The 24316-nt window shown below is 61.6% G+C and carries 27 protein-coding genes and 4 pseudogenes; 19 read left to right on the top strand and 12 right to left on the bottom strand.

Annotated features, from left to right (window positions below; translation table 11 throughout):
* Positions 1-40: 40 nt before the first annotated feature.
* Positions 41-619, top strand: coding sequence for a TetR/AcrR family transcriptional regulator (locus WGT02_RS18525; RefSeq protein WP_208249719.1), 579 nt, complete (start codon positions 41-43; stop codon positions 617-619).
* A 74-nt stretch (positions 620-693) separates the two neighbouring features.
* On the top strand, positions 694-1434 hold the full coding sequence (locus WGT02_RS18530) for a 3-oxoacyl-ACP reductase family protein (RefSeq protein WP_024317275.1): 741 nt from the start codon (positions 694-696) through the stop codon (positions 1432-1434).
* 32 nt (positions 1435-1466) lie between these two features.
* Here WGT02_RS18530 and WGT02_RS18535 read toward each other — a convergent pair.
* The 3 genes and pseudogenes from WGT02_RS18535 to WGT02_RS18545 form a co-directional block, all read right to left on the bottom strand.
* Positions 1467-1677 (bottom strand): annotated as a pseudogene (locus WGT02_RS18535) (chemotaxis protein CheB); the annotation flags it as partial.
* Between the two features lie 26 nt (positions 1678-1703).
* Positions 1704-1811 (bottom strand): annotated as a pseudogene (locus WGT02_RS18540) (response regulator); the annotation flags it as partial.
* On the bottom strand, positions 1808-2071 hold the full coding sequence (locus WGT02_RS18545) for a hypothetical protein (RefSeq protein ID WP_225039737.1): 264 nt from the start codon (positions 2069-2071) through the stop codon (positions 1808-1810). The gene WGT02_RS18545 and the pseudogene WGT02_RS18540, both read right to left, overlap by 4 nt.
* Positions 2072-2363: 292 nt before the next feature.
* On the opposite strand from WGT02_RS18545, the gene WGT02_RS18550 reads away from it, so the two are divergent.
* A complete protein-coding gene (locus tag WGT02_RS18550; protein ID WP_024317277.1) occupies positions 2364-4097 on the top strand; it encodes a hypothetical protein in 1734 nt (577 codons plus the stop codon).
* Position 4098: 1 nt separating this feature from the next.
* On the opposite strand, the gene WGT02_RS18555 is transcribed toward WGT02_RS18550, so the two are convergent.
* Both WGT02_RS18555 and WGT02_RS18560 read right to left on the bottom strand, forming a co-directional pair.
* The gene (locus WGT02_RS18555; protein ID WP_024317278.1) at positions 4099-5181 is read right to left on the bottom strand and encodes a tetratricopeptide repeat protein; all 1083 of its coding nucleotides are present in this window, start codon (positions 5179-5181) and stop codon (positions 4099-4101) included.
* Between the two features lie 10 nt (positions 5182-5191).
* Positions 5192-5845 (bottom strand): thiamine phosphate synthase, encoded by a 654-nt coding sequence (locus tag WGT02_RS18560; RefSeq protein ID WP_208249718.1) that lies wholly within the window; start codon positions 5843-5845, stop codon positions 5192-5194.
* Between the two features lie 108 nt (positions 5846-5953).
* On the opposite strand from WGT02_RS18560, the gene WGT02_RS18565 reads away from it, so the two are divergent.
* The gene (locus tag WGT02_RS18565; RefSeq protein ID WP_208249717.1) at positions 5954-6718 is read left to right on the top strand and encodes a sulfite exporter TauE/SafE family protein; all 765 of its coding nucleotides are present in this window, start codon (positions 5954-5956) and stop codon (positions 6716-6718) included.
* A gap of 68 nt (positions 6719-6786) precedes the next feature.
* Entirely contained in the window at positions 6787-7047 is a 261-nt protein-coding gene (locus WGT02_RS18570) for a helix-turn-helix transcriptional regulator (RefSeq protein ID WP_007802507.1), read from the top strand.
* Positions 7048-7201: 154 nt separating this feature from the next.
* Here WGT02_RS18570 and WGT02_RS18575 read toward each other — a convergent pair whose 3' ends face one another.
* A complete protein-coding gene (locus tag WGT02_RS18575; protein WP_007802505.1) occupies positions 7202-7375 on the bottom strand; it encodes a YdcH family protein in 174 nt (57 codons plus the stop codon).
* Between the two features lie 229 nt (positions 7376-7604).
* Here WGT02_RS18575 and WGT02_RS18580 point away from each other — a divergent pair, with 229 nt between their 5' ends.
* The 7 genes from WGT02_RS18580 (at position 7605) to ggt (ending at position 13380) form a co-directional block, all read left to right on the top strand.
* A complete protein-coding gene (locus tag WGT02_RS18580; protein ID WP_007527435.1) occupies positions 7605-7808 on the top strand; it encodes a YdcH family protein in 204 nt (67 codons plus the stop codon).
* A gap of 16 nt (positions 7809-7824) precedes the next feature.
* Positions 7825-8319, top strand: a complete 495-nt coding sequence (gene purE / locus WGT02_RS18585) for a 5-(carboxyamino)imidazole ribonucleotide mutase (protein ID WP_024317281.1) — start codon at positions 7825-7827, stop codon at positions 8317-8319.
* Positions 8316-9392, top strand: a complete 1077-nt coding sequence (locus tag WGT02_RS18590) for a 5-(carboxyamino)imidazole ribonucleotide synthase (RefSeq protein ID WP_208249716.1) — start codon at positions 8316-8318, stop codon at positions 9390-9392. The genes purE and WGT02_RS18590 overlap by 4 nt, the downstream gene beginning before the upstream one ends.
* Positions 9393-9556: 164 nt before the next feature.
* Positions 9557-9682: a type B 50S ribosomal protein L36 gene (gene ykgO, locus WGT02_RS18595; protein ID WP_003566454.1), complete on the top strand. Its 126-nt coding sequence runs from the start codon at positions 9557-9559 to the stop codon at positions 9680-9682.
* Between the two features lie 106 nt (positions 9683-9788).
* Complete coding sequence (locus WGT02_RS18600) at positions 9789-10403, top strand: hypothetical protein (protein WP_024317283.1); 615 nt, start codon at positions 9789-9791, stop codon at positions 10401-10403.
* A 64-nt stretch (positions 10404-10467) separates the two neighbouring features.
* Entirely contained in the window at positions 10468-11541 is a 1074-nt protein-coding gene (locus WGT02_RS18605; protein WP_208249714.1) for an alpha/beta fold hydrolase, read from the top strand.
* Positions 11542-11640: 99 nt separating this feature from the next.
* Positions 11641-13380, top strand: a complete 1740-nt coding sequence (ggt, locus tag WGT02_RS18610) for a gamma-glutamyltransferase (RefSeq protein WP_024317285.1) — start codon at positions 11641-11643, stop codon at positions 13378-13380.
* Here the strand turns inward: ggt and WGT02_RS18615 are convergent, their stop codons facing one another.
* Positions 13381-14088 carry a hypothetical protein gene (locus tag WGT02_RS18615; protein ID WP_024317286.1) on the bottom strand — a complete coding sequence of 236 codons (708 nt, stop codon included), beginning with the start codon at positions 14086-14088 and terminating at the stop codon, positions 13381-13383.
* A 159-nt stretch (positions 14089-14247) separates the two neighbouring features.
* Between WGT02_RS18615 and WGT02_RS18620 the strand changes: the two genes are divergently transcribed.
* Together WGT02_RS18620 and WGT02_RS18625 are read left to right on the top strand one after the other, a co-directional pair.
* Positions 14248-15309 carry an AraC family transcriptional regulator gene (locus WGT02_RS18620; RefSeq protein ID WP_208249711.1) on the top strand — a complete coding sequence of 354 codons (1062 nt, stop codon included), beginning with the start codon at positions 14248-14250 and terminating at the stop codon, positions 15307-15309.
* A 69-nt stretch (positions 15310-15378) separates the two neighbouring features.
* Positions 15379-16336: pseudogene (locus tag WGT02_RS18625) on the top strand (threonine/serine dehydratase).
* A gap of 30 nt (positions 16337-16366) precedes the next feature.
* On the opposite strand, the gene WGT02_RS18630 reads toward WGT02_RS18625, so the two are convergent.
* Complete coding sequence (locus tag WGT02_RS18630; protein WP_208249709.1) at positions 16367-17164, bottom strand: SDR family oxidoreductase; 798 nt, start codon at positions 17162-17164, stop codon at positions 16367-16369.
* Between the two features lie 119 nt (positions 17165-17283).
* On the opposite strand from WGT02_RS18630, the gene WGT02_RS18635 reads away from it, so the two are divergent.
* The gene (locus tag WGT02_RS18635) at positions 17284-18228 is read left to right on the top strand and encodes a GlxA family transcriptional regulator (protein ID WP_024317290.1); all 945 of its coding nucleotides are present in this window, start codon (positions 17284-17286) and stop codon (positions 18226-18228) included.
* Here the strand turns inward: WGT02_RS18635 and WGT02_RS18640 are convergent.
* Positions 18219-19148, bottom strand: a complete 930-nt coding sequence (locus WGT02_RS18640; RefSeq protein WP_024317291.1) for a LysR substrate-binding domain-containing protein — start codon at positions 19146-19148, stop codon at positions 18219-18221. The genes WGT02_RS18635 and WGT02_RS18640 overlap by 10 nt on opposite strands.
* Before the next feature lie 108 nt (positions 19149-19256).
* Here WGT02_RS18640 and WGT02_RS18645 point away from each other — a divergent pair, with 108 nt between their 5' ends.
* Genes WGT02_RS18645 through WGT02_RS18655 form a run of 3 tightly spaced genes read left to right on the top strand, consistent with a single transcriptional unit; the run spans position 19257 to position 20622 of the window.
* Positions 19257-19676, top strand: coding sequence for a tautomerase family protein (locus WGT02_RS18645; protein ID WP_208249707.1), 420 nt, complete (start codon positions 19257-19259; stop codon positions 19674-19676).
* Positions 19676-20074 (top strand): cupin domain-containing protein, encoded by a 399-nt coding sequence (locus tag WGT02_RS18650; RefSeq protein WP_029710297.1) that lies wholly within the window; start codon positions 19676-19678, stop codon positions 20072-20074. Before WGT02_RS18645 ends, WGT02_RS18650 begins: the two co-directional genes overlap by 1 nt.
* Complete coding sequence (locus WGT02_RS18655) at positions 20071-20622, top strand: DUF4865 family protein (protein WP_024317294.1); 552 nt, start codon at positions 20071-20073, stop codon at positions 20620-20622. Before WGT02_RS18650 ends, WGT02_RS18655 begins: the two co-directional genes overlap by 4 nt.
* A gap of 7 nt (positions 20623-20629) precedes the next feature.
* Here the strand turns inward: WGT02_RS18655 and WGT02_RS18660 are convergent.
* The 3 genes and pseudogenes from WGT02_RS18660 to WGT02_RS18670 all read right to left on the bottom strand — a co-directional run bounded on the left by WGT02_RS18660 (position 20630) and on the right by WGT02_RS18670 (position 23326).
* Positions 20630-21264, bottom strand: a pseudogene (locus WGT02_RS18660) (LysE family translocator).
* Positions 21265-21401: 137 nt separating this feature from the next.
* Positions 21402-22841: a pyruvate kinase gene (pyk, locus tag WGT02_RS18665; RefSeq protein ID WP_024317296.1), complete on the bottom strand. Its 1440-nt coding sequence runs from the start codon at positions 22839-22841 to the stop codon at positions 21402-21404.
* The gene (locus WGT02_RS18670) at positions 22841-23326 is read right to left on the bottom strand and encodes a DUF1036 domain-containing protein (protein ID WP_024317297.1); all 486 of its coding nucleotides are present in this window, start codon (positions 23324-23326) and stop codon (positions 22841-22843) included. Before WGT02_RS18670 ends, pyk begins: the two co-directional genes overlap by 1 nt.
* A gap of 198 nt (positions 23327-23524) precedes the next feature.
* On the opposite strand from WGT02_RS18670, the gene WGT02_RS18675 reads away from it, so the two are divergent.
* Positions 23525-24316 (top strand): N-formylglutamate amidohydrolase, encoded by a 792-nt coding sequence (locus tag WGT02_RS18675; protein WP_208249705.1) that lies wholly within the window; start codon positions 23525-23527, stop codon positions 24314-24316.

The raw sequence follows: 24316 nt of genomic DNA on the forward strand, positions 1-24316 counted from the left end.
ATTCTAGACAGGTCAGTCCGGAATTGCTATTCATGTGTCCATGGCAAGGCACAAGGAATTCGATAGAGACAAGGCTCTCGATGCCGCGATCGGCGTCTTCTGCGAGCATGGCTACGAGGGTAGTTCCACCGACGCCCTGCTTACGGCGATGAAGATCAGCCGGCAGAGCATGTATGACACCTTCGGCGACAAACGCAGCCTCTACCTGCAGGCTCTGGAGCGCTACAATACCGACAGTATTCTTAGCATCATCGCGGACCTGAAGGACAGCGAGCATCCGCTTGACGCCCTGGAAGCCGCCCTCTTGGCCTTCGCATCCAGACCTTTTTCGGAAGCGTCCAGAGGCTGCCTCGGCGTCAGCGCCATTTGCGAATTCGGCCGCACCGATGCCGACGTGTCGAACCTGACCGACAGCGCCTCGGCAATGCTGGGCAAGGCAATTGTCGTGCTGCTGGAAGATGGCCAGAGGAAAGGTCAGTTATCGGCAGAGGTCGATCCCGAGGTCGCCACTCAGTTCCTTGGCGCTACGCTATCCGGCATGAAGGTCAGCGCCCGCAACGGCGCAAGCCCCGAAACCCAGCGCGCCGTCGCCCGCCTCGCAATCCGCAGCCTTCGATAGCAGCATGATCGGACAGCAGTGACTTCTCGCGATCATTTCTAGACCAATCAGTCCAATAAAGGAGAAAAGTGAAAATGACGAAACCACTTGAAGGAAAGGTCGCAATCGTGACGGGCGGCTCACGCGGCATCGGTGCGGCTATTGTGCGCAGGCTGGCGATGGATGGTGCCTCCGTCGCTTTCACCTTTGCGAACTCGAAGGAGAAAGCCGAGGCGATCGCCGCCGACATCGAGGCAAAGGGCGGCAAGGCACTTGCGATCCATGCCGACAGCGCAGATGCCGCCGCTGTGCAAAGAGCCGTCGACACGGCCGCCAGTCATTTTGGCGCCCTCGATATTCTCGTCAACAACGCGGGAATTCTATTGTTGGATAGCCTGGAAGCCTTTCGGCTGGAGGACTTCGACCGCATGTTCGCCGTCAATGTGCGGGCGGTCTTTGCCGGCACGCAGGCTGCAGCGAAGCATATGCATGACGGCGGCCGGGTCATCACCATCGGCAGCGTGGTTGCGGAGCGCAGCGGCTTTCCGACATCCGCCGTCTACAGCATGAGCAAAGGCGCTGTCGCCGCCATGACGCGTGGCCTCGCCCGCGATCTCGGTCCGCGCGGCATTACCGTCAACACGATCCAGCCTGGTCCCACCGTGACCGACATGAACTCCGACCCGCATTCCCACGAAATGCTGAAGGGGTTGATGGCCCTCGGCCGTCTCGGGGAAGACCGCGAAATCGCAAGCTTCGCAGCCTATCTGGCCAGCCCGGAAGCCTCCTTCATCACCGGCGCCAGCCTCACCATCGACGGCGGTTATCTCGCCTGAGAGCAGGTCCGGCAGCATAAGCTGCCGGACTTTCAAAACGTCTGCTGGGTGATCAGGACATCACCGGCGATCTGATCGAGCGGCAGGAACCGATCCACCCCACCCTTGGCGATGGCTTCCTTGGGCATCCCGAAGACGACCGATGGCGCCTCGTCCTGTGCCACCCGTGTCGGCGCCGGCCTGATGCATCTCCAGCATGCCCATTGCGCCGCCATCGCCCATCCCGGTCATGATGATGCCCATTCATCGGCCGTCAATTTGCGTGCCGGCGCCCCATTGACCGCTTCGGTGACCCTATAGCCGGCATTGGTCAGCGTGCCCTTCGTGGTCAGCCGGATGCTTGCGGAATCATCGACAGTCAGAATGTTTGTGCTCATGGCGTCACCTCTTTATGCAACCAGAATTTAGCGTCGTCAGAGTTGAACGCGTCGAGGAACCCTGCGCGCTCAAGCACCTTCAGAACATTTCCCTTGGCGGGCGAGGAATGCGTGATCGATTTGCTCTGCGCCTTTGCCTGGCGACGAGCGGATTCGATGAGCTGAATGAAACTCAGATCCGCTTCGGCATGTTCGGGAATATCGATGACAATCGAATTAGGTGATGGCGAAATACTTCTAGAGCCCAAAAGGACTCTCATGAGAGGCTTAGCAACGGGCAAAGTTCGGTTGCCAGAACATGCAACTAAGCCGTGTCCAGGCTCCCCGAATTATTACCTGAGATAAATTACACTGAGGGTTGTTCACGTTGCATAATAAGCTGTTTTTCATTGGGAATACGAGAATTCGAGCTCCAGCGTCGGTCGCAGAGCGATATTTTTTGACACGCTGTTAAGCACAACATTGACGAGTCTCCGGTGTTTACCCGCTGTTTCCGTCCCACCCCTAAAGATAGGGTCAAAATTTGCCAGTGTTATAAGTAAAGGAAATAACGTGACGAACGGGGCGGCATCGGCACTTCAGGCATTTGAAGCTTCGGGATCGGGCATCAGCGAGACGCTCGAAGCGGCCCGCAGCCAGGTCGAGGAGCGTTTCCTCGAAGGCGGTACGGTGCTGCTTTCGGTGATGGATGTTCTCAACCGTTTGTTGAGCTCGCTCGACAATGTCACAAAGGTACTGGACGCCAACGAGCCCAGCGACACCGGCGCGGATCTGCGTTCGACGGTCAAGAGCCTAACCGACCTGCCGATCTCCGAAAAGGCGCGCCAGGATGCGCTCTCCTCGCTTGCCGACACGGGCAATTCGTTGCGCAAACACGTCGCCGACATGCAGGAGACGATGCGCTATCTACGCACCTTTGCAGTGACTGCCAAGATCACCGGCGCCGGTCTTCCCGAGTTCGCCGGCTTCGCGCAGGAGATCCTCGAGCGCATCTACTCCGGAACGGCTGAGGTCAACGGTTTTGCCGCCCACCTCGACAGCCTCGAGAAGGAAGTCAAGGTGGCGCTGAGCTTCGGCACGGCAGCCGCACGCAGCTATTCCGAAACAGTGCCCGACGTTGCAAGGGCATTGCAGGACAATGCCCGGAAGATTGCCGAACACCGGAAGAACTTCGCGGCCATCGCCCGGGATGTCTCGGCAATCGCCCGCGGCATACAGAGCAAAGTCGCCTCCACGCTGTCTGCCCTGCAGGTCGGAGACATCACCCGCCAACGCATCGAGCATGTCCAGAGCACCTTTGCGCTGCTCGACGAATTCCTCGGCGCAGAAGACGGACGCAAGCTCGATGCGGATGCGCGCCGGCGTCTGGAGAACGTCGTCCATCATCTGACGGCCGCGCAGATGAACGACATGTGCAAGGATTTCCATCGGGGTTCGCAGAATGTCGTAAAGACGATCGCGAGCCTCGGTCAGGATACGCAGGAAATCCTGCGCCTGCGCGACCAGATGAGCGGCGGCGGCCAGGGGAATTTCATGCGCGCACTGGAATCGAGCGTTTCCGCCGCGCACGAGATCGTCAAGCAGGTCGATCAGGCGACCCGGCAGGCCGATCAGGTAAGCCAATCGACGCTTGGCACCGCCGCCAAACTCCTGGAAGCCGTCGGCAATATCCGTGTGGTCAAAACCGACATCCATTACATGGCGTTGAATACCAATCTGCGCTGCAGCCGCTTGGGCGAAGAAGGAAAATCGATCAACGTTGTCACCGCGGAACTGCGCATCTTTGCCGCCAAACTCGACGAGTCCGCCGATGCGATCGTCAACGGCCTGCCGACGCTGGAAGCGGCTGCCGGCCGGATCGCGCCCGCCAGCGCCGACCCAGCAGGTGGTCTCGGGGAGAACCTGGCGTCAGCCGTCGGCAACATCCGTGCGGCAGCCGACACCGTGGAAGACGACCTCAAGGTGCTCTCCGAGCATGGTGGCGAAGTGGCGAACAAGATCAGCCTGTTGATCGCAAAGCTGGATTTCCAGCGCGACCTTGGCGAGATGCTGGCGCGCTGCGCCGACGTTCTGGAAGATGTGGCCGGCGCTGAAATCGCAGACATATCTGACATTGCCGGCGCGGTCGCACCACTCGATCGAAAGATTTTCAGGCTCTACACGATCGTGCAGGAGCGCAATGTCCATCGCGATATCGTTCCAGCCATGGAACAACGAACCGCAGCTGTCGCCGAGACTGCGAAGGTCGGGGACGACGAAGACCTCGTCGCCGACGCGCTGTTCTAGATCACTGGATCCGGCGGAACTTGTTGGCGGCATCGATGGCCGCCTTCTGCTGGTCTTCCTCGATACCAAGATAGAAGTCCTCGAGCGCTGCGTCGGGCAGGCCGGCCCGACGCGACAGCACATACCATTTTGCGGCCTCGACGGGATCCGGCTTGGTTCCGAGAGCGTTGATGTAGAGGTGCGCGAGCTTGTTTTGCGCAACCACGTTGCCGCGATTGGCGGCAAGCCGCAACCACTGGAAACCCTTGACGAAATCGCGCGGCCCGTTCTGACCGTTGACGAACCAGATCCCAAGATCGACCTGGGCCGTGTCGTAGCCAGCATGCGCAGCGCGTGCCATCCATTCGCGCGACAGCTGTTTCTTTTCTTCCGGCAGATCAGGCAATGAGGCGTAAATCTCCGCCACCGCATACTGCGCGTCGGCGATGCCCTGTTCGGCAGCCTTCTCGTAGTATGGCAAGGCGAGCTTCAGTCCCTTGTCGCCGGGATTGTCAGCCGTCAGGATCTGGCCCCAATTGAACTGGGCCGAGGCATTTCCGGCATCGGCCGCCTTGTGCATGTACTCGTCGGCCTTCGCCTTGTCGCGCTTGACGAACCGGCCCTCGATCAGCATCAGCGAGTATTTGAACATCGCCGCGGCGTCGCCGCCTTCCGCGCCCTTGCTGTACCAGAAGGCCGCATTTTTCATGTCGCGCTTGACGCCTAGCCCATCTGCCAGGAGCTCACCCATAAGCGCCTGCGCAGCCGGGTCGCCGAGCTGCGCGCGGGGTAGAGCCTTTTCCATCGCAGTTAGATAGTAGCCACGCTGATAAGCGCCGTAGGCATCGTCAACCGGCCCTTTGTAGTCCTTTTCCGGCGGCAGATCTGGCAGCTTCGCACCCATGCGGTCGAAAACCCCGACGCCCGTCGACGGTCCCGCGCCGTCTGTCTGCGGCCGCCCAGTTTTCAGCGGTTCGGGAGCGGTCGCGAGCGGCCGTGTCACGACGTTGTCGACCGTCTGGGCCGAAACGCCATGCGTCAGCCCCGCCAGAATGACGGCGGCAAAGGCAGCGGAAACGCGCAAATAGCGGGACAGGATCGGCATGAGCGCGATATCAATCCTCAAACCGTGGCGCTTTTTCGTCCAAGAGCGCATTGACCTCGGCGACGACGGAGGGCGCACGGCCTGCGTCCGCGAAAACCGCAAGCCGCAGCGCGACGAACTCCGCACCCGTCTCGGCCACCGCCAGCGCAGAAGCCGGATCCGTACCGCCCATCACGATGCAGGGAATCTCGATCATGGAGGCCCACCACTCGGCGAGCGCCAGGTTCTTGGAGTGTGCCTCCGGCTTGATGTCGCCTTCGAGCTTGCCGAAGAAGATATAGTCCGGTCGCTCGTCGCCGATCTCCAGCGCATGGTGCCGGTCGGCGGCATTGCCACCGCCGACGATCAGCTTGTCAGCATATTTGTCGATCGCTTCGGAGATTTCGCTGGCCGGTCCGGTCAGATGCAGGCCATCCGCTTTGGTCCGCCCGACGACGCGGCTGTCGCCTGCAAGCAGTGCGGCCGCCCCTGAGTCCTGAATAATTGGAACCAGCTTCTCGGCGTGCTTTTGGAACTCGCCATCATTGAGCCCGTATTGCGGCACAATCACCGAGGCGACATCACCGCCCTTTAAGGCATCGCCGACGATCTTTGCCTGCTCATCGGCATCGGCGATATCGGGGACGATCAGAACTAGGCGGCAGCGGTTTTCCGGTTCGGTCATGAACTCTTTCCATTTACAGCGGAACAGGCCGTTTCGCGGCCCATCTGCACTCGTCTTGTGTGAGTAATTCCGTTAGACGGGGCTGGCAAGGGGAGGATTTTCAAAAGCATGCCGATGGAACTGTCATTTTACTGCGCCGCTGTTCCCGCTGTCATCTTGGTCGGACTTGCGAAAGGCGGTATGGGCGATGCGCTGTCGCTGATCGGGCTGCCCTTTCTCGCTCTCGTCGTCTCGCCCATTCAGGCGGCCGCGATTCTGCTCCCCATCCTCATTTGCATGGACGTGATCTCGCTGGTGATCTGGCGCCAGCACGGAGACTGGACAACCCTGAAAATCATGCTGCCAGGAGCGCTATTCGGCATCGCGCTCGGTTGGGCGACCTCGACGCTGGTTCCCGGCAACGTGCTTCGCGTCGTCATCGGCGTCGTCACCGTCCTCTTTTGCCTTCGCTATTTCTGGAACACCGTCGGCCCCGGCGCCGGGAAGCACACGCCGCCCCGCGGCCAGCGGCCGCTGCTTGCGAAGATCTGGGGAAGCCTGTCCGGCTATGGCAGCTTCGTAGCACACGCCGGCGGAGCGCCCTTCCAGATCTATGCCCTGCCACTGCAGATGCCGCCGCGCGAATATACCGGCACCAGTGTTCGCTTCTTCGCAATTCTCAATGCCGTCAAGCTCGTCCCCTACTTCGCGCTCGGTCAGCTCGACACCCAGAACCTCGCCGCCTCGGCCACGCTGCTTCCGTTTGCACCGCTTGCGACCATTGCCGGCGCCTGGTGCGTCCGCCGCATGAAGCCCGCGATCTTTTATCCTTTCATGTATGCCATGGCCCTGATTGCCGCCGCGCTCATCGCGAAGGAAGGCTTGGGTTTCTGACAATTTTGGGTTTCGCTGCGGCGCACAATTTCCTTGCCCGATTGCGCCGTTTGACGTAGCTTTTCGCCATGTCGAACACGGATCCCTTCACGGCGATAGCTGATCCCCACCGGCGCTTCCTGCTGGAAGAACTTCGACGCGCGCCGAAGACCGTAAATGAGCTTGCCGAGGGGCTTCCCATCAGCCGCCCCGCCGTCTCCCAGCACCTCAAGGCGCTGCTAGATTGCAATCTGGTTTCGGTCACCGCAGAGGGCACGCGACGCATCTACGCCGTCAACAATCGCGGCTTCGACCGACTCAATCTCTGGCTCGATCAGTTCTGGGCTTAGCCCGACCACTCAAATGAGAGACGCCGGCTCGCGACTTTCCGTCGGAACCGGCGCCATAATCGCCTGTCGAGCACGACCTTACCTAAGCTTTTGGTGGAATTGGACTTTTGCCCTCCTAGCCTAGGGCCGCGCTCGGAAATTTACTGCATCCTACTCAATGGAAGGATGATTTAAGGCGCTCAATCTCGTCCTTGATCCGCAATTTTCTGCGTTTGCACTCAGCGACTTCATTATCGTTTCGGGAGGGGGATATCATAAGCGAATGCAACTCCTCCTCGAGAGCAACATGCTTTTTCTGGAGTGACTCAAGATGAGCTTGAACAGTCATTTGACCCTTCCTTCCTCTTACCTCTCCCCGGCCAACACCGCCGGAGATCCAAGGCGTCAACCTTTCGACTGTGACACATTTTTGAAGCCTTGTCGAAGGTGAAAACAAGGAGAACAAGTGGCAAAATCATGACGAACAGCCGCTAGCCGTTACCTCTAATTGGTGATAGGAGCTTGCGGAAATCATCGGCAGAACGGACGATGTCCGAAGGCGGTTATGGGGAATGCATATGGCCGATCAGGAACAGGCGGAAATCAGGCTCATGGTCGCAAGACTGCGCCAGGAGCACGAGGATTACGATGCCGCCATCAATGCCATGATTGCCACCGGATGTGACGCATTGCGCATCCAGCGCATGAAGAAGAAGAAACTGGTCATCAAGGACAAGCTGACAAAGCTGGAAGACCAGATCATCCCTGACATCATCGCCTGAAGGGAATGCCGTGACGATGACAGACAGACCATCCGTGGCCATCATCATGGGAAGCCAGTCCGATTGGGAGACCATGAAGAGTGCCGCCGATACGCTGGAGGCGCTCGAAATTCCCTATGACGCGCGCATCATATCGGCCCACCGCACGCCGGACCGCCTGGTGAATTTCGCCAAGACCGCCCGCGATGAAGGCTTCAAGGTGATCATTGCCGGCGCCGGCGGCGCGGCTCATCTGCCGGGTATGGCCGCAGCCATGACGCCGCTTCCCGTTTTCGGCGTCCCGGTGCAATCCAAGGCGCTGTCCGGTCAGGACAGTCTTCTTTCCATCGTCCAGATGCCGGGCGGCATCCCGGTCGGCACGCTTGCCATCGGCAAAGCTGGCGCGATCAACGCCGCCCTTCTGGCAGCGGCAGTCCTGGCATTGTCGGACGAGGACATTGCCGAGCGGCTCGACGACTGGCGCGAGCGCCAGAGCGCGGCTGTTGCTGAATATCCGATGGACGACCTATGACTGTAAGAACCATTGGCATCATCGGTGGCGGTCAACTTGGCCGCATGCTTGCCATGGCCGCAGCCCGGCTCAATTTTCGCACCGTCGTTCTGGAACCACACGCCGACTGTCCGGCGGCGCAGGTCGCCAACGAGCAGATCGCAGCGGCTTATGACGATCCTGCAGCGCTCGCAGAATTGGCGAAGGCTTGCGACGTCGTCACATACGAGTTCGAGAACGTCCCGGTCGCCGCCGCCGAGGCCCTCGCAAGCCAGGTCCCCGTCTATCCGCCGCCCAAGGCGTTGGAGGCTGCGCAGGATCGGCTTGTCGAAAAGCGCTTCATCAACGGATGCGGTATTCCAACGGCCGGCTTCCACGCCGTCGACAGTCAAGCCGATCTCGATGCGGCGCTGACAAACTTCGGCGGTCGCGGCGTCCTCAAGACCCGCCGCCTTGGCTATGACGGCAAGGGGCAGAGAGTGTTCCGCTCCACCGACGATACGCCTCACGGCGCCTTTGCGGCGCTCGGCGGCGTACCGCTCATTCTCGAGAGCTTCGTTTCCTTCGAGCGCGAGATCTCGATCATCGCAGCGCGCGCAACCGACGGAACGGTCGCCTGCTACGATCCTGCCGAAAACGTTCACCGCGATGGCATCCTGCACACGTCAACGGTGCCCGCGTCCATCTCGGCGGAAACTGCAGCCGCTGCCTGCGGTGCGGCCGAGAAGATCCTGACTGCGCTCGGCTATGTCGGTGTCATCGGCATCGAATTCTTCGTACTCGCCGACGGCAGCCTGATCGCCAACGAAATGGCGCCGCGTGTCCACAACTCCGGTCACTGGACGGAAGCCGCCTGCCTCGTCTCCCAATTCGAGCAACATATCCGCGCGGTTGCCGGCCTGCCGCTCGGCAATGCCGACCGTCACTTAGACTGCGTGATGCAGAACCTGATCGGCGACAATATTCTGGCGCTCCCGGACTGGCTACGACGACCGGACACGCTGGTTCACCTCTATGGCAAGACGGAATCCCGTCCCGGCCGCAAGATGGGGCACGTTACCACGTTGACCACAAAATTGCCGGTTTTCCCCTGACAAAAGCCGTTTCGGCCATGGGAAAATCACCCTCATGTGGTTGACACAGGAAAGTCGCCGGGTTATCTGCACGCCCAACCTGAAGAGCGCGCCCTGAGCGCGCTTTTGAATGTAATAGATACGGGCGAATGTGAATTCCCCCTCAAACATCGCGGATCAAAACAATGAAGATCAAGAATTCGCTCAAGTCGCTCAAGGCTCGTCATCGTGACAACCGCCTGGTTCGCCGCAAGGGCCGCATCTACATCATCAACAAGCTGAACCCACGCTTCAAGGCTCGCCAGGGCTGATATAGCGCGCCTGGACGGTTTCGTGGCATTTTGCGCCCGTGCCTGTCGGGGGATTGCTTCGGCAATCAAATCAAATTGCTTTGATCTTCAGCGATGGCGGGCTACTATGCCCGCCATGCGCTTTTTTGCTATGACCTGTGCGGCGCTGCCGCTGTCTCTTTCCCTGCTCGCTCCCATGTCCCCTGCCGCAGCTGCGGAGAAGGAAGTCATCGTCGAGCAGCCGGACGCGAACCTCTCACCAAAGCAGCATCTGGATCAGCTCTACGCACAGCTGAAGCGCGAGCGCGACCCTGACAAGGCGAGTGGTATCGCCGACGAAATCCGCACCCAGTGGAACGACTCGGGCAGCGCGACCGTCAACCTCTTGATGCAATGGGCCGATAAGGCGATCCAGGAGAAACGCACCGCTGCCGCCCTCGATTTCCTCGACCAGGCGATCGCCCTCAAGCCGGATTACGCCGAAAGCTGGAATCGCCGGGCGACGCTCAACTACGCCAATGACAGCTATCGCAAGTCGATGTCCGACATCGAGCATGTGCTCGACCTCGAACCACGCCACTTCGGCGCACTCTCCGGCATGGCCGCCATTCTCACCGAATCGGGCAACGACCAGCTGGCCCTGAAAGCCTGGGAACGTTTCCTGGAGGTCTATCCGGCCAATCGAAGCGCCCAGGAGCAGATGAATACACTCTCCGAAAAGCTGGCCGGCAGCCGCACCTGATCTTGACGGTGAACCACGAGGGCCAATCTTACGTATTGGTCACGTGATTTTGACAGATGTAGCCATGCTTGCCGTAGCCTCCGCCCTCCTTGCACCCATCGCCGCCGCCATCGGCTACTCCTCCTACAAAGGACGTCAATTCGAGGCGACATCCCCGAACATCGGCGAGCTGACGGATATCGGCGGTTACCGGCTGAACGCCTTTCACGTCTCACGTCCAGAGACGGCCGACCTGCCGCCCATTGTTTTCATCCATGGTGCAAGCGGCAACCTGCTCGATCAAGTCGGCGCCTTCCTGCAGCCGCTGGAAGGCCGTGCCGAAATGCTCTTCGTCGACCGCCCTGGCCACGGCTATTCGGAGCGCGGCGGTCCGGAGAATGCCTTGCCCTCAGGACAGGCAGACGCGATCGCAAAACTGATGGAAAGCCGGGGCATCAAACGGGCCATCGTCGTCGGCCATTCCTTCGGCGGCGCCATTGCGGCTGCCTTCGGCGTGCGCCATCCTGACAAGACTGAAGGCCTGCTCTTTCTGGCCCCGGCGACACATCCCTGGCCAGGCGGCGTCGAATGGTACTATCACCTTGCGGCGATGCCCATACTCGGTTGGCTCTTCACCCACGCCGTAGTCGTGCCGCTTGGCTTGCGGCGGTTGGAGCAAGCAACACAAAACGTCTTCCGGCCCAATCCACGTCCGGAAGATTATATCGCGAAGACAGGTCCTACCCTGGTGCTGCGGCCGCGTGCGTTCTTCCACAACGCTGTCGATTGCACGCGCCTGCTTGACTACCTCAAGGCGCAATCTCCGCAATACTCCAGGATCACCGCGCCGACGGTTATCATTACTGGTGACAGCGATGGCATCGTTTGGGAGCACCTTCATTCGCAGGGACTGGCCCTCGATATCGCCGGCTCCGAACTGGTGAAGATCCGTGGCCTCGGCCACAAGCCTGACTATGTGGTCACCGATGTCGCCATTGCCGCACTCGAAAAAATCGGTGGGGCCAGCCGCGACCTCCAGGCCGCCGCACGCAAGGCCGAACAACGTTTGGCGCGACAGACACCGGCTGCGCCGACAGACATTGTGGCTCCCCTGGGCGACCCGACCGGACTGGCGCCACCTGTCACGGCGGAAAACTGATCCTTTAGCGACCGAACAGCGCCCGTAGCGGACAGCAGTGCATTGTCTAGCGCTCACTGCGTCCCATATCCATTGCACCGTCATGCTTTGAGGGAAGTCATGGATCACCCCCACATCAGAATATTTGCGGCTGTCGCCGCGCTGTCGCTTTCACTTGCTCCGCCGGCGCTCTCCGCTTCGCCCACGCCCGTTGAAGCCGAGCATGGCATGGTCGTAACAGCCCAGCATCTGGCGACCAACGTCGGCGTCGATGTGCTGAAGAACGGCGGCAACGCCGTCGATGCCGCAGTCGCCGTCGGCTATGCGCTCGCCGTCGTCTACCCGACAGCCGGCAACATCGGCGGCGGTGGCTTCATGACGATCCGCCTCAAAGACGGCAAGACGACATTTCTCGATTTCCGCGAGCGTGCGCCGTTGGCGGCCACGAAGACCATGTATCTCGACGCCAAGGGCGATATCGTTCCCCGCGCCAGCCTCGACGGCTATCTCGCCGTCGGCGTGCCCGGATCCGTCATGGGCTTTGAGATAGCCCGCGAGAAATACGGCACGAAGTCAAGGCAGGATCTGCTGGCGCCGGCCATTCGCTACGCCAAGGAAGGCTTCACGCTGGAACAAGGCGACGTGGCCAGCATCGCCGGCAGCGCCAAAAGGCTCGCGAAGGACGAGGCCGCCGCAAAGATCTTCCTGAAGGCGGAGGGAAAGCCTTACGCCGCCGGCGAGAAGCTCGTTCAACCCGACCTCGCCGCGGTACTTTCCAGCATCGCGGATAAGGGATCGGATGCCTTCTACAAGGGCGTGCCAGCCGACGCGATCGTCAAGGCGAGCCAGGCGACGGGCGGCATTCTTGCCAAGGAGGATTTCGAACAATACGCGGTCCGTGAACTGAAGCCGATCGAATGCAATTACCGCGGCTACGACATCATCTCCTCGCCTCCTCCCTCGTCCGGCGGCGTCATTATCTGCGAAATCCTCAACGTGCTGGAAGACTACCCGCTCTCCTTCCTCGGCTACGGCTCCGCCGAGACGGTTCACCTGATGGTCGAGGCTATGCGCTACGCCTATGTCGACCGCAATGCGGCCCTCGGCGATCCTGATTTCGTGGAGAACCCGGTATCGACACTGCTCGACAAGGGCTACGCCAAGGCGATCCGCGCCAAGATCGATCCCTACAAAGCCGGCACCTCTGCCAACCTGAAACCCCTAGGCGTCAAGGAAAGCGTCGAGACCACGCATTACTCGATCGTCGACGACGAAGGAAATGCCGTCGCGGTCACCTACACGCTGAATGGATCCTTTGGCGCCGGCGTCGTTGCGCCCGGCACAGGCATCCTGCTCAACAACGAGATGGACGACTTCACCTCCAAGCCCGGCGTTCCGAACCTTTACGGGCTCGTGCAGGGCGAAGCCAATGCGATCGCGCCGAAGAAGACGCCGCTCTCCTCCATGAGCCCGACCATCGTCACCAAGGACGGCAAGCCCTTCATGGTGGTCGGCAGCCCCGGCGGCTCGCGCATCATCACCATCACCCTCGAAGCGATCCTCAACGTCATCGATTTCGGCATGGACATCAGCCAGGCGGTCAATGCCCCGCGCATTCACCACCAATGGCAGCCGGACAAGATCTATCTCGAGCCCTACACGCTCTCGCCCGATACGATCCGGGCATTGATCGCGATGGGCCATACGCTTGATGATGGCAGCGGCCCGCCGCAATGGGGACAGGCCGCCGGTATTCTTGTCGGCGGCAAAAGCCTTGCCGATATCGAGAAGGGCGGCGGCGCACGCTATTATGGCGTGATGGACAGCCGCGCCACCGAGGGTTCTGCCGGCGGTTACTAGTTAGCGGATACGCGCATGGACAAAATCGCCCTTGATACTGACATGCGGCCTGGCGCCTTGCACACTCGGCTCCAGGCTATCGACATAGGACGCCTTGGCGATCACGGAATAGTCCACCGGCACGCCGCTCCCGAACTCTAGATCCGCCTGCAGCGACTGCGCATTGATGCTGACCGTCTCGTCCTGCCGGATCGTGTCGTAGCGTAGCCGTGCGCGCACCGCCGCACCGAGGATATCGATCCCGGTCGCGTGGCCGTCGAAGGTGATGTCGGCCGCCTTGCTGGAGATTGCAACGCTGGCGAAATCGCCATCCAATCGTGCCCTTACCGCCTGCTGGTCGATGCGCACGATGGCGCCCGGCAAAAGATTGGCCGAAACCTCGGGCGCGCAATCCGAAAGATCCGTCCATGAGGTCTGCATCACCTCGATTTTCAGGACCGTTCGATCGATGCGCATTGCGGTTCGATCGCGGCAGCCGTTGAAGAACCAGCTGGAATACCAGGATGAGAACCAGCCGCTGCGCCGCGCGCTCGTGTTGGCCCTGTAGGGTTCCGTGTTGGTTGTGGTCAGCCTGATGTCGCTGGCGTCGCCGCTGATGACGACGGAACGGACGGAGGAAATATCGAGTGCCTCGCCCGGCGTTCGAACATCGGCAAAGGCGCAAGCAAGCGTCAGGATGAATGCAGGTATGAAGAGGATCAGTGTCATCGATTTCTCCTTGAACGGGCCGGCCATCGGCTGGCGACTGCGTGCAAGGTGAAGAGCAAGACACGATCTGGAGACCTTAATCGCGATCCGGGTCGCCCGCGATTGCGATCAAGGCCATAGTCGTGCAGTTATTGAACGCGCCATACCGGACCCGCCGTCATGATCTTCGTTCCGCTTCCTTTTGTCGTCGCGTTGCTGCTCGCCATCCTGCTCGTGCGGATGCTGCGGCAGAACGAATGGGCCGAACAGGAGAAGCGTCCGTTCCTGCTCGTCATTGCTACCTACACGCTGCAATCGATCCTGATCGGCATCCGCTGGGGCTATGACGTGATCGAGATCCTGCCGGCCCAGTCGGTCGTCGCCTCGCTGATTGCGGCGCTCGCTTGGATTAGCTTTCGCAATCTCGCCACGGATGGCCCGGCATCGCTCCTCCGCTTCTGGCCGCATATTTTGCCAAGCGTATCGATCGTCGCTCTCTTGGTGTTCTGGCGCGACCCGATCGGCCCTATCCTGACCGTCATCTTCCTCGCTTATGGAGCGGCCCTGCTTTGGCTGGGCCGTCAAGGTCCCGACGCGCTAGTCTCCTCGCGCCTCGATGGCGCTCTTCTATCCTACCGATCTCTCTTGATCACTGGCGTGGCGCTGATCGCCTCGGCAGCGGCCGATATTGCGATCAGCCTTGACCTCGAGCAGAGCGGCGGTCTCCATGCCGGCGCGATTGTCGCGCTCGGCAACGTGATCACGCTCCTGATCCTTGGCACCGCGGCCTCTATCGCCAGCGGCAGTCAGTCGATCGTCACGACAGCCTCGGAACCGCCCGCCCCACCCGTACCGAACCAGGAAGACGATGCGATCGCCGGCGCGCTGGAAAATCTCATGCAATCTCGGCAGATCTACCGCGATCCGGACCTCAATCTCGGCCGCATTGCCCGCAAGATGAATCTGCCGGCCCGCCGCGTTTCGATAGCGGTCAACCGCGTCCACGGCGTCAGCGTCTCGCAATATGTGAACGACTACCGAATCCGTGCGGCCTGCGAGACGCTTGTAAACACGGACGACCCCGTCACACGGCTGATGTTCGATTGCGGCTTCATCAGCAAGTCGAATTTCAATCGCGAATTTCTACGCGTCGCCGGCACCAACCCAAGCGAATTCCGGCGGCGAAGTCGCCACAAGCCAGAGGCTGCCGGAACGCGCCCGACGCTTTTCGTGTCACGGTGACAAAGTCACCGTTCACAAGCATCGCGTGCGGCCCTATGCAAGAGCGTTCCGTTATTTGAAAGAGTCTCCATGGTCAGCATTGAAATGATCGTTGCCGCCCGCGCCCGCCTGCGCGGACATGCGCGCCGCACGCCGCTTCTTTCCTCTCCCTTCATCGACGAGCTTGCCGGACGACGGGTGTTCGTGAAAGCCGAATGCCTGCAGCATACCGGCTCCTTCAAATTCCGGGGCGGCTGGTCGGCCGTTTCCGCACTCGATCCTGCCGTGCGCGCACGCGGCGTCATCGCTTTTTCGTCAGGCAATCACGCGCAAGGCGTGGCGCTCGCAGCGAAGCTTCATGGCGTTCCTTCGGTTATCATCATGCCGTCGGACGCCCCGAAGCTGAAGATTGCCAACACCCGCGCGCTCGGCGCCGACGTTGTGCTCTACGATCGCGCGACGCAGGATCGAGACGCCATCGGCGCTGCTCTTTCGGGCGAGCGCAAGCTGACGCTGATCAAGCCCTTCGACGAACCTCAGGTGATCGCCGGACAAGGCACGACAGGTCTTGAGATCGCCGAGCAGACGGAAGAAGAAGGCATCAGGTCGGCTGAGGTTTTGATCCCCTGCGGCGGCGGCGGCCTGACATCGGGGATTGCCCTGGCGCTCGAGGCAAGTGCGCCCCTGCGAACCTGAAGGTTTCGACGACACGACACGGTCGCTGGCCTCGGGCAAGATCGAACGCAACGCGGCGATGACCGGCTCCATCTGCGATGCGATCCTCACGCCGCAACCCGGCAATATCACCTTCCCGATCCTGCAGCGCCTCGCGGGTGCCGGCATCGTTGTCACCGACGAAGAGGCGCTCCGCGCTATGGCGCTCGCCTTTGTGCGGCTGAAGATCGTCGTCGAACCCGGCGGCGCGGTGGCACTTGCCGCAGCGCTGTTCCATGGCGATCAACTGGAAGAAGACAACGTCGTCGTCGTCACCTCGGGAGGCAACGTCGACGCCGATATCTTCGCCGGCGCACTGGCTCGGCATGGGTAGAGGCAGGACAAGCCTGCCTCATCACTTTCCTCACACAGCCTTGTAGCGCGCGGCCGGTGCCGACCGTGACATGTTCGGCATCAGCGCCTGGCGTGCATCCTCGTAGGCCTTTAGCAGTGCGGCTTCTTCGAGGGCCGGGATGGTCGCGAATTCGCCCTGGTCGAAGCCGGCGAGAGCTGCGTCCACCATGTCTTCCGCCGACATGACGATCTCGGTCGGCAGGTGGTCGACCGGCGTGCCGGCAATACCCCAGAATTCGGTCGCCGTCGCTCCCGGCAGGACAGCCTGGATGCGGATGTTCTTGTCCGCCAACTCGTGCCTGAGCGACTGGCTGAAGGCCAGAACAAAGGCCTTGCTGGCCCCATAGACGCCGTTCAGGATTTCAGGCGCGATCGCGACGATCGACGCGATGTTGATGATCGCGCCGCCGCCACGCGCCACGAAACCGGGCACGGCGGCATAGGTCAGCCGCATCAGCGCCGTGACGTTGAGGTCCACCATCGCCTGCATCTTGTCGACATCGGAGGCAAGCAGCGGTGCGGTGCAGCCGAAACCGGCATTGTTGACAAGAAGCGTGATGCTGCGGTCGCTCTTCAACACCGCCTCGACGCGCGCCAGATCGGCCCTGTCGCCAAGATCGGCGGGAACCGTCTCGACCGTCCTGCCCGTCTCTCTGGTCAATTTCGCCGCGAGTTCGGAAAGGCGTTCGGCATTGCGGGCAGCAAGAATGAGATCGTAGCCGCGCTTTGCGAGCCGCTGGGCATAGATGGCACCGATGCCGGATGACGCGCCGGTGACGAACGCGGTGCCTTTGTGCTGTTCGGTCATTGTCTTTCTCCATGTTGAGCAACGGCACCTGCTGTCCGCTTGAAGGGAGTCTTACGCTCAGTTGCCAATGTCTTGAATGTCATATAAACCACCATTTAGGACAAATAGAGTTTTGAGCCATGCAGCGCATTGCCGTTTTGCTCTTTCCCGGCTTCCAGATGATGAGCCTGGCTGCGATCTCGGCATTCGAGTTCACCAACCTCGAACTCGACGAGCAGGTCTACGACATCACCTACCTCTCGGAGAGCGGAGGACCGGTGCCGGGTTCCTTCGGCGTCACGGTCGAAACCAGCCGCTTCGACGATCCGGCCTTCGATACGCTGCTGGTGTCGGGCGCTGTCGGCATCAAACTGCCGACAGCGCAGGAGAGCGACTTCATCCGCAACGCCCTTGCCGCCTCCCGGCGCGTCGCCTCGATCTGCACCGGCGCCTTCCTGCTGGCCGAGGCAGGCGTTCTGGATGGTCGCCGCGCCACGACGCATTGGCTTCTCGCCCGTGAACTGCAATCGCGCTACCCGAAGATCAAGATCGAGGAAGATCGGATCTTTATCATCGACGGCTCCGTGTGGAGCTCGGCTGGCATGACGGCCGGTGTGGATTTGGCGCTTGCCATGGTCGAGAAGGATCATGGCGCGGATGTCGCTCGCGCCGTTGCCCGCAAACTCGTCGTCTATCATCGCCGCGCCGGCGGCCAGTCGCAATTCTCAGCGCTATTGGAACTGGAGCCGAAATCGGACCGCATCCAGAAGGCGCTCGCGCATGCACGCAGCAACCTTAAGAACACGCTCTCCGTCGAGGAGCTGGCAGAAGCAGCACACCTGAGCCCCCGCCAGTTCAGCCGGACATTCCGAGCCGAGACGGGGCAATCGCCGGCAAAGGCGGTGGAGAACCTGCGCCTCGAGGCCGCGCGCCTGATGATGGAACAAGGCCGGCATCCGATCGATGTCGTTGCCGCGGAAACGGGCTTCGCCGACCGCGAGAGGATGCGCCGCGCCTTCCTGCGCGCCTTTGGCCAGCCACCGCAGGTGATCCGCCGCAACGCGCAGCGCGAGTATCAGGCATAAGCCCTCGCGGCAGAGCGGACGGCCTGCGGCACGACATCGGCGACCGCCTCGCCGACCGATTGCAGCATGATTGACGCAAGCCGGGCCGCGGCCGGCCCGGGCTCCGCCTCGGCACGATGCAGGACAAGACCGAGCGACGGGAGCTCTGGCAACCCGGCCTCCTTCGCGAGGAGTGGCTTGACCTTTCGTGGCAATCCGATCGGGGTGCGGATGGTAATGCCGAGGCCCGCGGCCGTCGCCGCCCACAATCCACCAAGGCTGGGACTGACGAAGGCAAGCCGCCAGGCAATGCCCGCCGCATCGAGCGCCTTTGTCGCCGCGGTGCGCAGCAGGCACGGGGCCTCCAGCGAGGCGAGCGGCACCGGCTCGCCGCTGCCGGGGTTCCAGCCGACCGCCTCTTCCGCCGGTCCGATCCAGCGCATCGGGACGTCGGCGATCTTGTCGCAATGTGGCGTCAATGTACCCTCGCTCCATGTCAGCGCCAGATCGAGCTTGCCGGTCGTGACGCGCTCGATCAGTTCGATATTGCGCACCACCCGCGCCTCGATGCGGACCTTCGGATGCGCACGCGCAAAGCGTCCAAGCACGTCGGGCAGCAGGGTCTCGCCAAAGTCCTCCTGTAGTCCGAGCCGCACCCAGCCCTCGAGCTCCATGCTCTGTACCGCGGCAGCCGCTTCGTCGTTCAGTTCCAGCAGCCGGCGCGCGTAGGCCAGCATCGTCTCGCCGGCATCGGTGAGCGCAAGGCCGCGCCCCGCCTTGCGGAAGATCGGGGTGCCCGCCTGTTCCTCCAGCTTCTTCAGCTGGGCGCTGACGGCCGAGGTCGAGCGGCCGAGCCGGTCGGCCGCTCTCGCGAAGTTGCCAAGCTCCATCCCGGTCGCAAAGGTCCTCAGCACATCGAGGTCGAAGATCGTCCGTCGCATCGCAATAGTCCCGTTTTAGTGGATAATTAATCCATAAAATTCTGATTTTATGCATTATCGTGACGTGCGATGCTCCTCCTGTCAAGAATTCACTGAGAGGAGGCTGTCATGCCTTTCGTTCGTATTTCTCTCCTGCGTGGCAAGTCGCCGGAGTATCTTCGCGCCGTTTCGGACAACATTCATCGCGCCTTGGTCGAGACATTCAACGTGCCGCATGCCGATCGCTTCCAGGTCATCCATCAGCATGAACCGGCGGAGCTGATCTTCGACCGCAACTATCTGGCCGGACCCCGCTCCGACGACTTCGCGCTTTTTGCGATCACGGCGGGAAAGCCGCGCTTGACGCAGGTGCGGCAGGCATTCTTCAAGCGCGCCGCCGAGCTTTTAGGACAATCGCCTGGCATCCGGCCGGAAGACATCATGATCGTCGTCACCACCACATCGCCGGATGAGTGGTCGTTCGGCGACGGAAGGGCGCAGATGAGCGAGCCCGGCTGGGAAGCCCAAGCATTCGGGAGTGCTGCGTGATGGGCAATCCCCAACGCATGACGATCCGCCGCCCGGGGAATGCCGTTCGCTCGCCGGATGGCAGTGCCACCGCACCGTTCTGGGTGGAGATGTTGTTGGAAGCGGCTGCCGATGGCGAGAACACGGCAATGCGGGCGACCCTTGATCCGGGCACGATCACGCATTGGCACACGCATCCGCGCGGCCAGCTGCTCTATGCGTTGTCGGGAAAAGGCTTGGCGCGGCGCGCAGGCGGTGTGGTGGAAGAGCTGCGGCCGGGCGATGCCGTCTGGTTTGCCGCCGGCGAAAAGCACTGGCACGGCGCCGGACGCGACAGCCCCTTCAGCTATCTCAGCATCCAGGCTAACGAAGCCGGCCGCTTCGTCGACTGGCATGAACCGGTGGAGGCTCTGACATGATGGCGATGCAGTACAGCTTCAGGCTGCCGGCCGACTACGACATGTCGATCATCGACCGGCGTATCCGCGACAAGGGACCGATGTTGGACGGATTTCCGGGCCTCGGCTTCAAGGCCTATCTCAGCGCCCGCAAGGGCGAGTTCGGATCCAGCGAAAATCTTTACGCGCCCTTCTACCTGTGGCAACAGCCGCAGGGCGCAAGCGATTTTCTCACCGGACCCGGCTTCGAAAGACTGACCCAGTCCTTTGGTTGGCCCCATGTGAAGACATGGATCGTGTGGCACGCCGACACCGCATCCGCGGTCACAGACGCCAAATTCGCCTCCGAGGGGACCATGATGATAGAGCCCTACGCCCCGCTGGCGCAGATCAGAGAGGACGAGAGCAAACGCGCGCAACGCGAGGCGCGACAGGCCGAGGTCTTGGCCTGCGTCTGCGCTTTTGACCCAACGAACTGGACGCTGGTGCGCTTCAGCCTGCACCGAACGGCTCCGCTCATCTCAGGCTCAAGCCAGATCTATCGCGTCGGACACGTCTGCCTGCCCTAGGTCTAGATCACACCGTCGCCCGACGATAGAGCGCCAGCGAACCAGCCAGTGCCAGTAGCGCGCCGCCGCAGGCGCGCTCGAGCCAGAGCGCGCCGCTCGTCTTGAGGAAGCGCACAGCCTGCGCGCCGAACACCGCATAGGCAAGCATGATAGTGAAATCGAGCGTGGCGAACACCAGCGCCAGCACGGTATACTGAACCGCCTGCGGGCTCGTTGGATCGATGAACTGTGGCAGGAAGGCCGAGAAGAAGAGATAGCCCTTCGGATTGGTCACCGCGACCATGAAACTCTTCAGACCGATCGAAAACGGCGTTTCGGTCGCGGCCGCAGTCCCTTGCTTCAAGGCGGCATCGATCGTGCCTTTCGACCGCAACATCATGATGCCGAGAAAAGCCAGGTAGGCGGCGCCGACATATTTGAGAGCCGAGAACCAGAATTCCGAAGCCGCCAGCAGCGCGCCGAGACCGATCGAAACCGCCCCGATCAGCACGAAATCCGACAGCACGGCGCCACCATGCCGGCAGCAGCACGCCTGACGCCGTAGCGCGAACCGTTCGTCATCGCCAGAAGCACCGTTGGTCCCGGCGTGGCGATGCCAACGAAGGAAACGGCTGCGAACGCAAGAAGCGTGACTGTCTGCATGATACCCTCCCGGTCTTCGGGGCGCAGACTTGCATTTGCAGGTGTCCTACACAAGGGAGCATAACGCGTGGGCTGAAAACAGAAAGCCCGCCGCCTGTGTCAGGCGACGGGCTTTCGTTCAATCCCTGCGGCGAGTCTCAGATGCCGGTCTGGCCGTCGGAGCCGATATAGGCGATGCGCAGCATGTTGGTCGCGCCCGGCGTTCCAAGCGGCACGCCGGCCGAGATGATGATGCGGTCGCCCGGCTTGCCGAAGCCTTCGTCGGCAACGATACGGCAGGCACGGTTGACCATGTCGTCGAGGTCCGTCGCGTCATGCGTGACGACGCAGTGCAGGCCCCAAACGATAGCAAGGCGGCGGGCGGTCTGGATAACCGGCGACAGCGCCAGAATCGGTACCTGCGGACGCTCGCGCGAGGCGCGAAGACCGGTTGTGCCGGACGAGGTGTAACAGACGATGGCCGACAGGCGCAGCGTTTCGGCGATCTGGCGGGCGGCGAGCGAAATCGCGTCGGCCCCGGTTGCCTCCGGCTGCGCACGCTGCGCGTAGATGATGCCGGGATAGTGCGGCTCGCGCTCGATGGCGGTGGCGATGGAGGCCATCGTCGCGACCGCTTCGACCGGATAGTCGCCAGACGCGGATTCGGCCGACAGCATGACGGCATCGGCGCCTTCGAAAACGGCGGTGGCGACGTCAGACACTTCGGCGCGTGTCGGGACCGGCGCGGAGATCATCGATTCCAGCATCTGCGTGGCGACGACGACAGGCTTGCCCGAGCGGCGGCAGGCGCGGATCAGCTGCTTCTGGATGCCCGGAACGGATTCGAGCGGCATTTCGACGCCGAGATCGCCACGGGCAACCATGAGGGCGTCGGAGAGCTCGATGATTTCCTCGATGCGCTCGATCGCCTGCGGCTTTTCGATCTTCGACATGATGCCGACGCGGCCGCGCGCGATCTTGCGCACTTCGGCCAGATCTTCCGGGCGCTGCACGAAGGAGAGCGCGACCCAGTCGACGTCATCGGTTTCGAGAACCGCTGCGAGGTCCGTGCGGTCCTTGTCCGTCAGCACGCCGACGGTGAGCAGTGTATCGGGAAGGCTGACGCCCTTGCGGTCGGAGATCTTGGTGCCTGATATAACCGTCGTGACGATGCTCTTGCCGTCGCACTTTTCGGCGCGCAGTGCGAGCTTGCCGTCATCGATCAGCAACCGGTGCCCGGGCTGCACCGATTCCAGGATTTCCGGATGCGGCAGGAACACGCGGGTGGCGTCGCCGGCAACGTCCTTGTTGTCGAGCGTGAAGGTATCGCCCGGCTTCAGGTCGACCTTGCCTTCGGCAAACTTGCCGACGCGCAGCTTCGGGCCCTGCAGGTCGGCGAGGATGCCGATCGGACGGCCGGAGCGCGCTTCGACGGCGCGGATCCGCTTAATCAGCGTGCGCATGACGTCATGGCTGGCGTGGCTCATGTTGATGCGGAAGACGTCCGCACCGGCCTGGTGCAGCTTTTCGATCATCGATTCCTCGGACGAGGCGGGTCCGAGGGTAGCGAGGATTTTAATTTTGCGGTTGCGCTTCATCAATTCGGGCTTTCTTGCGTGCCGGGGGTATCGGAAAGTTGAACCATCCAGCTGCCCTGGCGGCCCGTGTCATATTCCTTGAACCCCATCTTCTGATAGCCACGGGCGTAGCAGTCATTGACCCCCGTGATCTTGAACTCGTTTTCCGCCACGCACATCTGTACGTCACCCGTCCATCGGCCTCCCCGGGCAGCGTCTTCGGCGTAGAGATAATAATATCGGGACTGCAACTCCCCTTCGATCAGCGTCGCGCAGGTCGTCGCCGGCACTTGCCACCAGCCTTCCGTCATCCAGCCATCCTTGGCTCGATATCCGATCGCCACGCCCACCAGATTCTGTGTTCCGTTGCATACGCGGAAATCCGCGCGGGCCACATCGGCAATGAAGAACGGCGAGAACGCCGTAAGAACAAAAAGGGCAAAACGGGCAAGCGGCCCGGAACGCGTAAGGAAACTTGGCGCGGTCTGGATCAACACGACTTCCAATTGGCTCCCGGTTATTCGTTGTTGTGCCTTCTTGCGCTGCCTCCCCGCGAATGTCAACGCAATGCTAATCGATTATATTCCGGATGGCCGGCCGTACTTGGACCGGGCCGCGGCCTTTGCTTGCCAACCGCGCTTGAACCCGTGCGTGCCCCGTGCGATCAGAGACAGCCCCGTAAACTGCGATCGGCCATTTCCTTCATGAGCACTTTCAAATCACTTGAACTATTAGCCGGCGATCGTGACAAAGGCATGGTGCTCCTCGGCGATCACGCGATGAACCGACTGCCGGAGCGCTATGGCAGGCTTGGCTTGCCGGACAGTGCATTCGAGCGTCACATCGCCTATGACATCGGCATCGAGGGACTCGTACGGAACCTGTCGACGAAACTCGGTGTGCCCGCCGTGCTGGGCGGCTTTTCGCGTTTGCTGATTGACCCGAATCGTGGTGAGGACGACCCCACACTGATCATGAAGATATCAGACGGCGCGATCGTTCCGGGCAATCATCCGATCACCGCTGAGGAATGGAATTACCGGGTCGAAACGTTCCACCGGCCTTATCACCATGCCGTCAGTGAAACGATCGACAGGGTGGCAAACAAGACCGGGAGTGCGCCGCTCGTTCTCTCGCTTCATTCCTATACGCCGGTCTGGAAGCACTTCCCTCGCCCTTGGCACGCCGCCGTTCTGTGGGATACCGACCATCGCGCAGTCGCTCCCCTGCTTGATATGTTGCGCAGCGATCCCGATCTCGTGGTCGGTGACAACGAGCCCTACGACGGCGCACTGAAGGGCGATACGATGTATCGGCATTGCATGCTGACCGGCATCCCGCACGCGCTGCTGGAGGTGCGTCAGGACCTGATCGGCGACGAGCCCGGCATTGCCGCGTGGGCAAAGCGTCTCGCGCCGATCTTTCAGACGATGAACGCCAATCCGGCGCTGCACGAGTATAATGTCCACGTATCGCGCACCGGCCCGTACGAATGA

The sequence above is a fragment of the Rhizobium sp. T1470 genome, assembly GCF_042140505.1.
In the GTDB taxonomy this organism is placed as follows: Bacteria; Pseudomonadota; Alphaproteobacteria; order Rhizobiales; family Rhizobiaceae; genus Rhizobium; species Rhizobium favelukesii.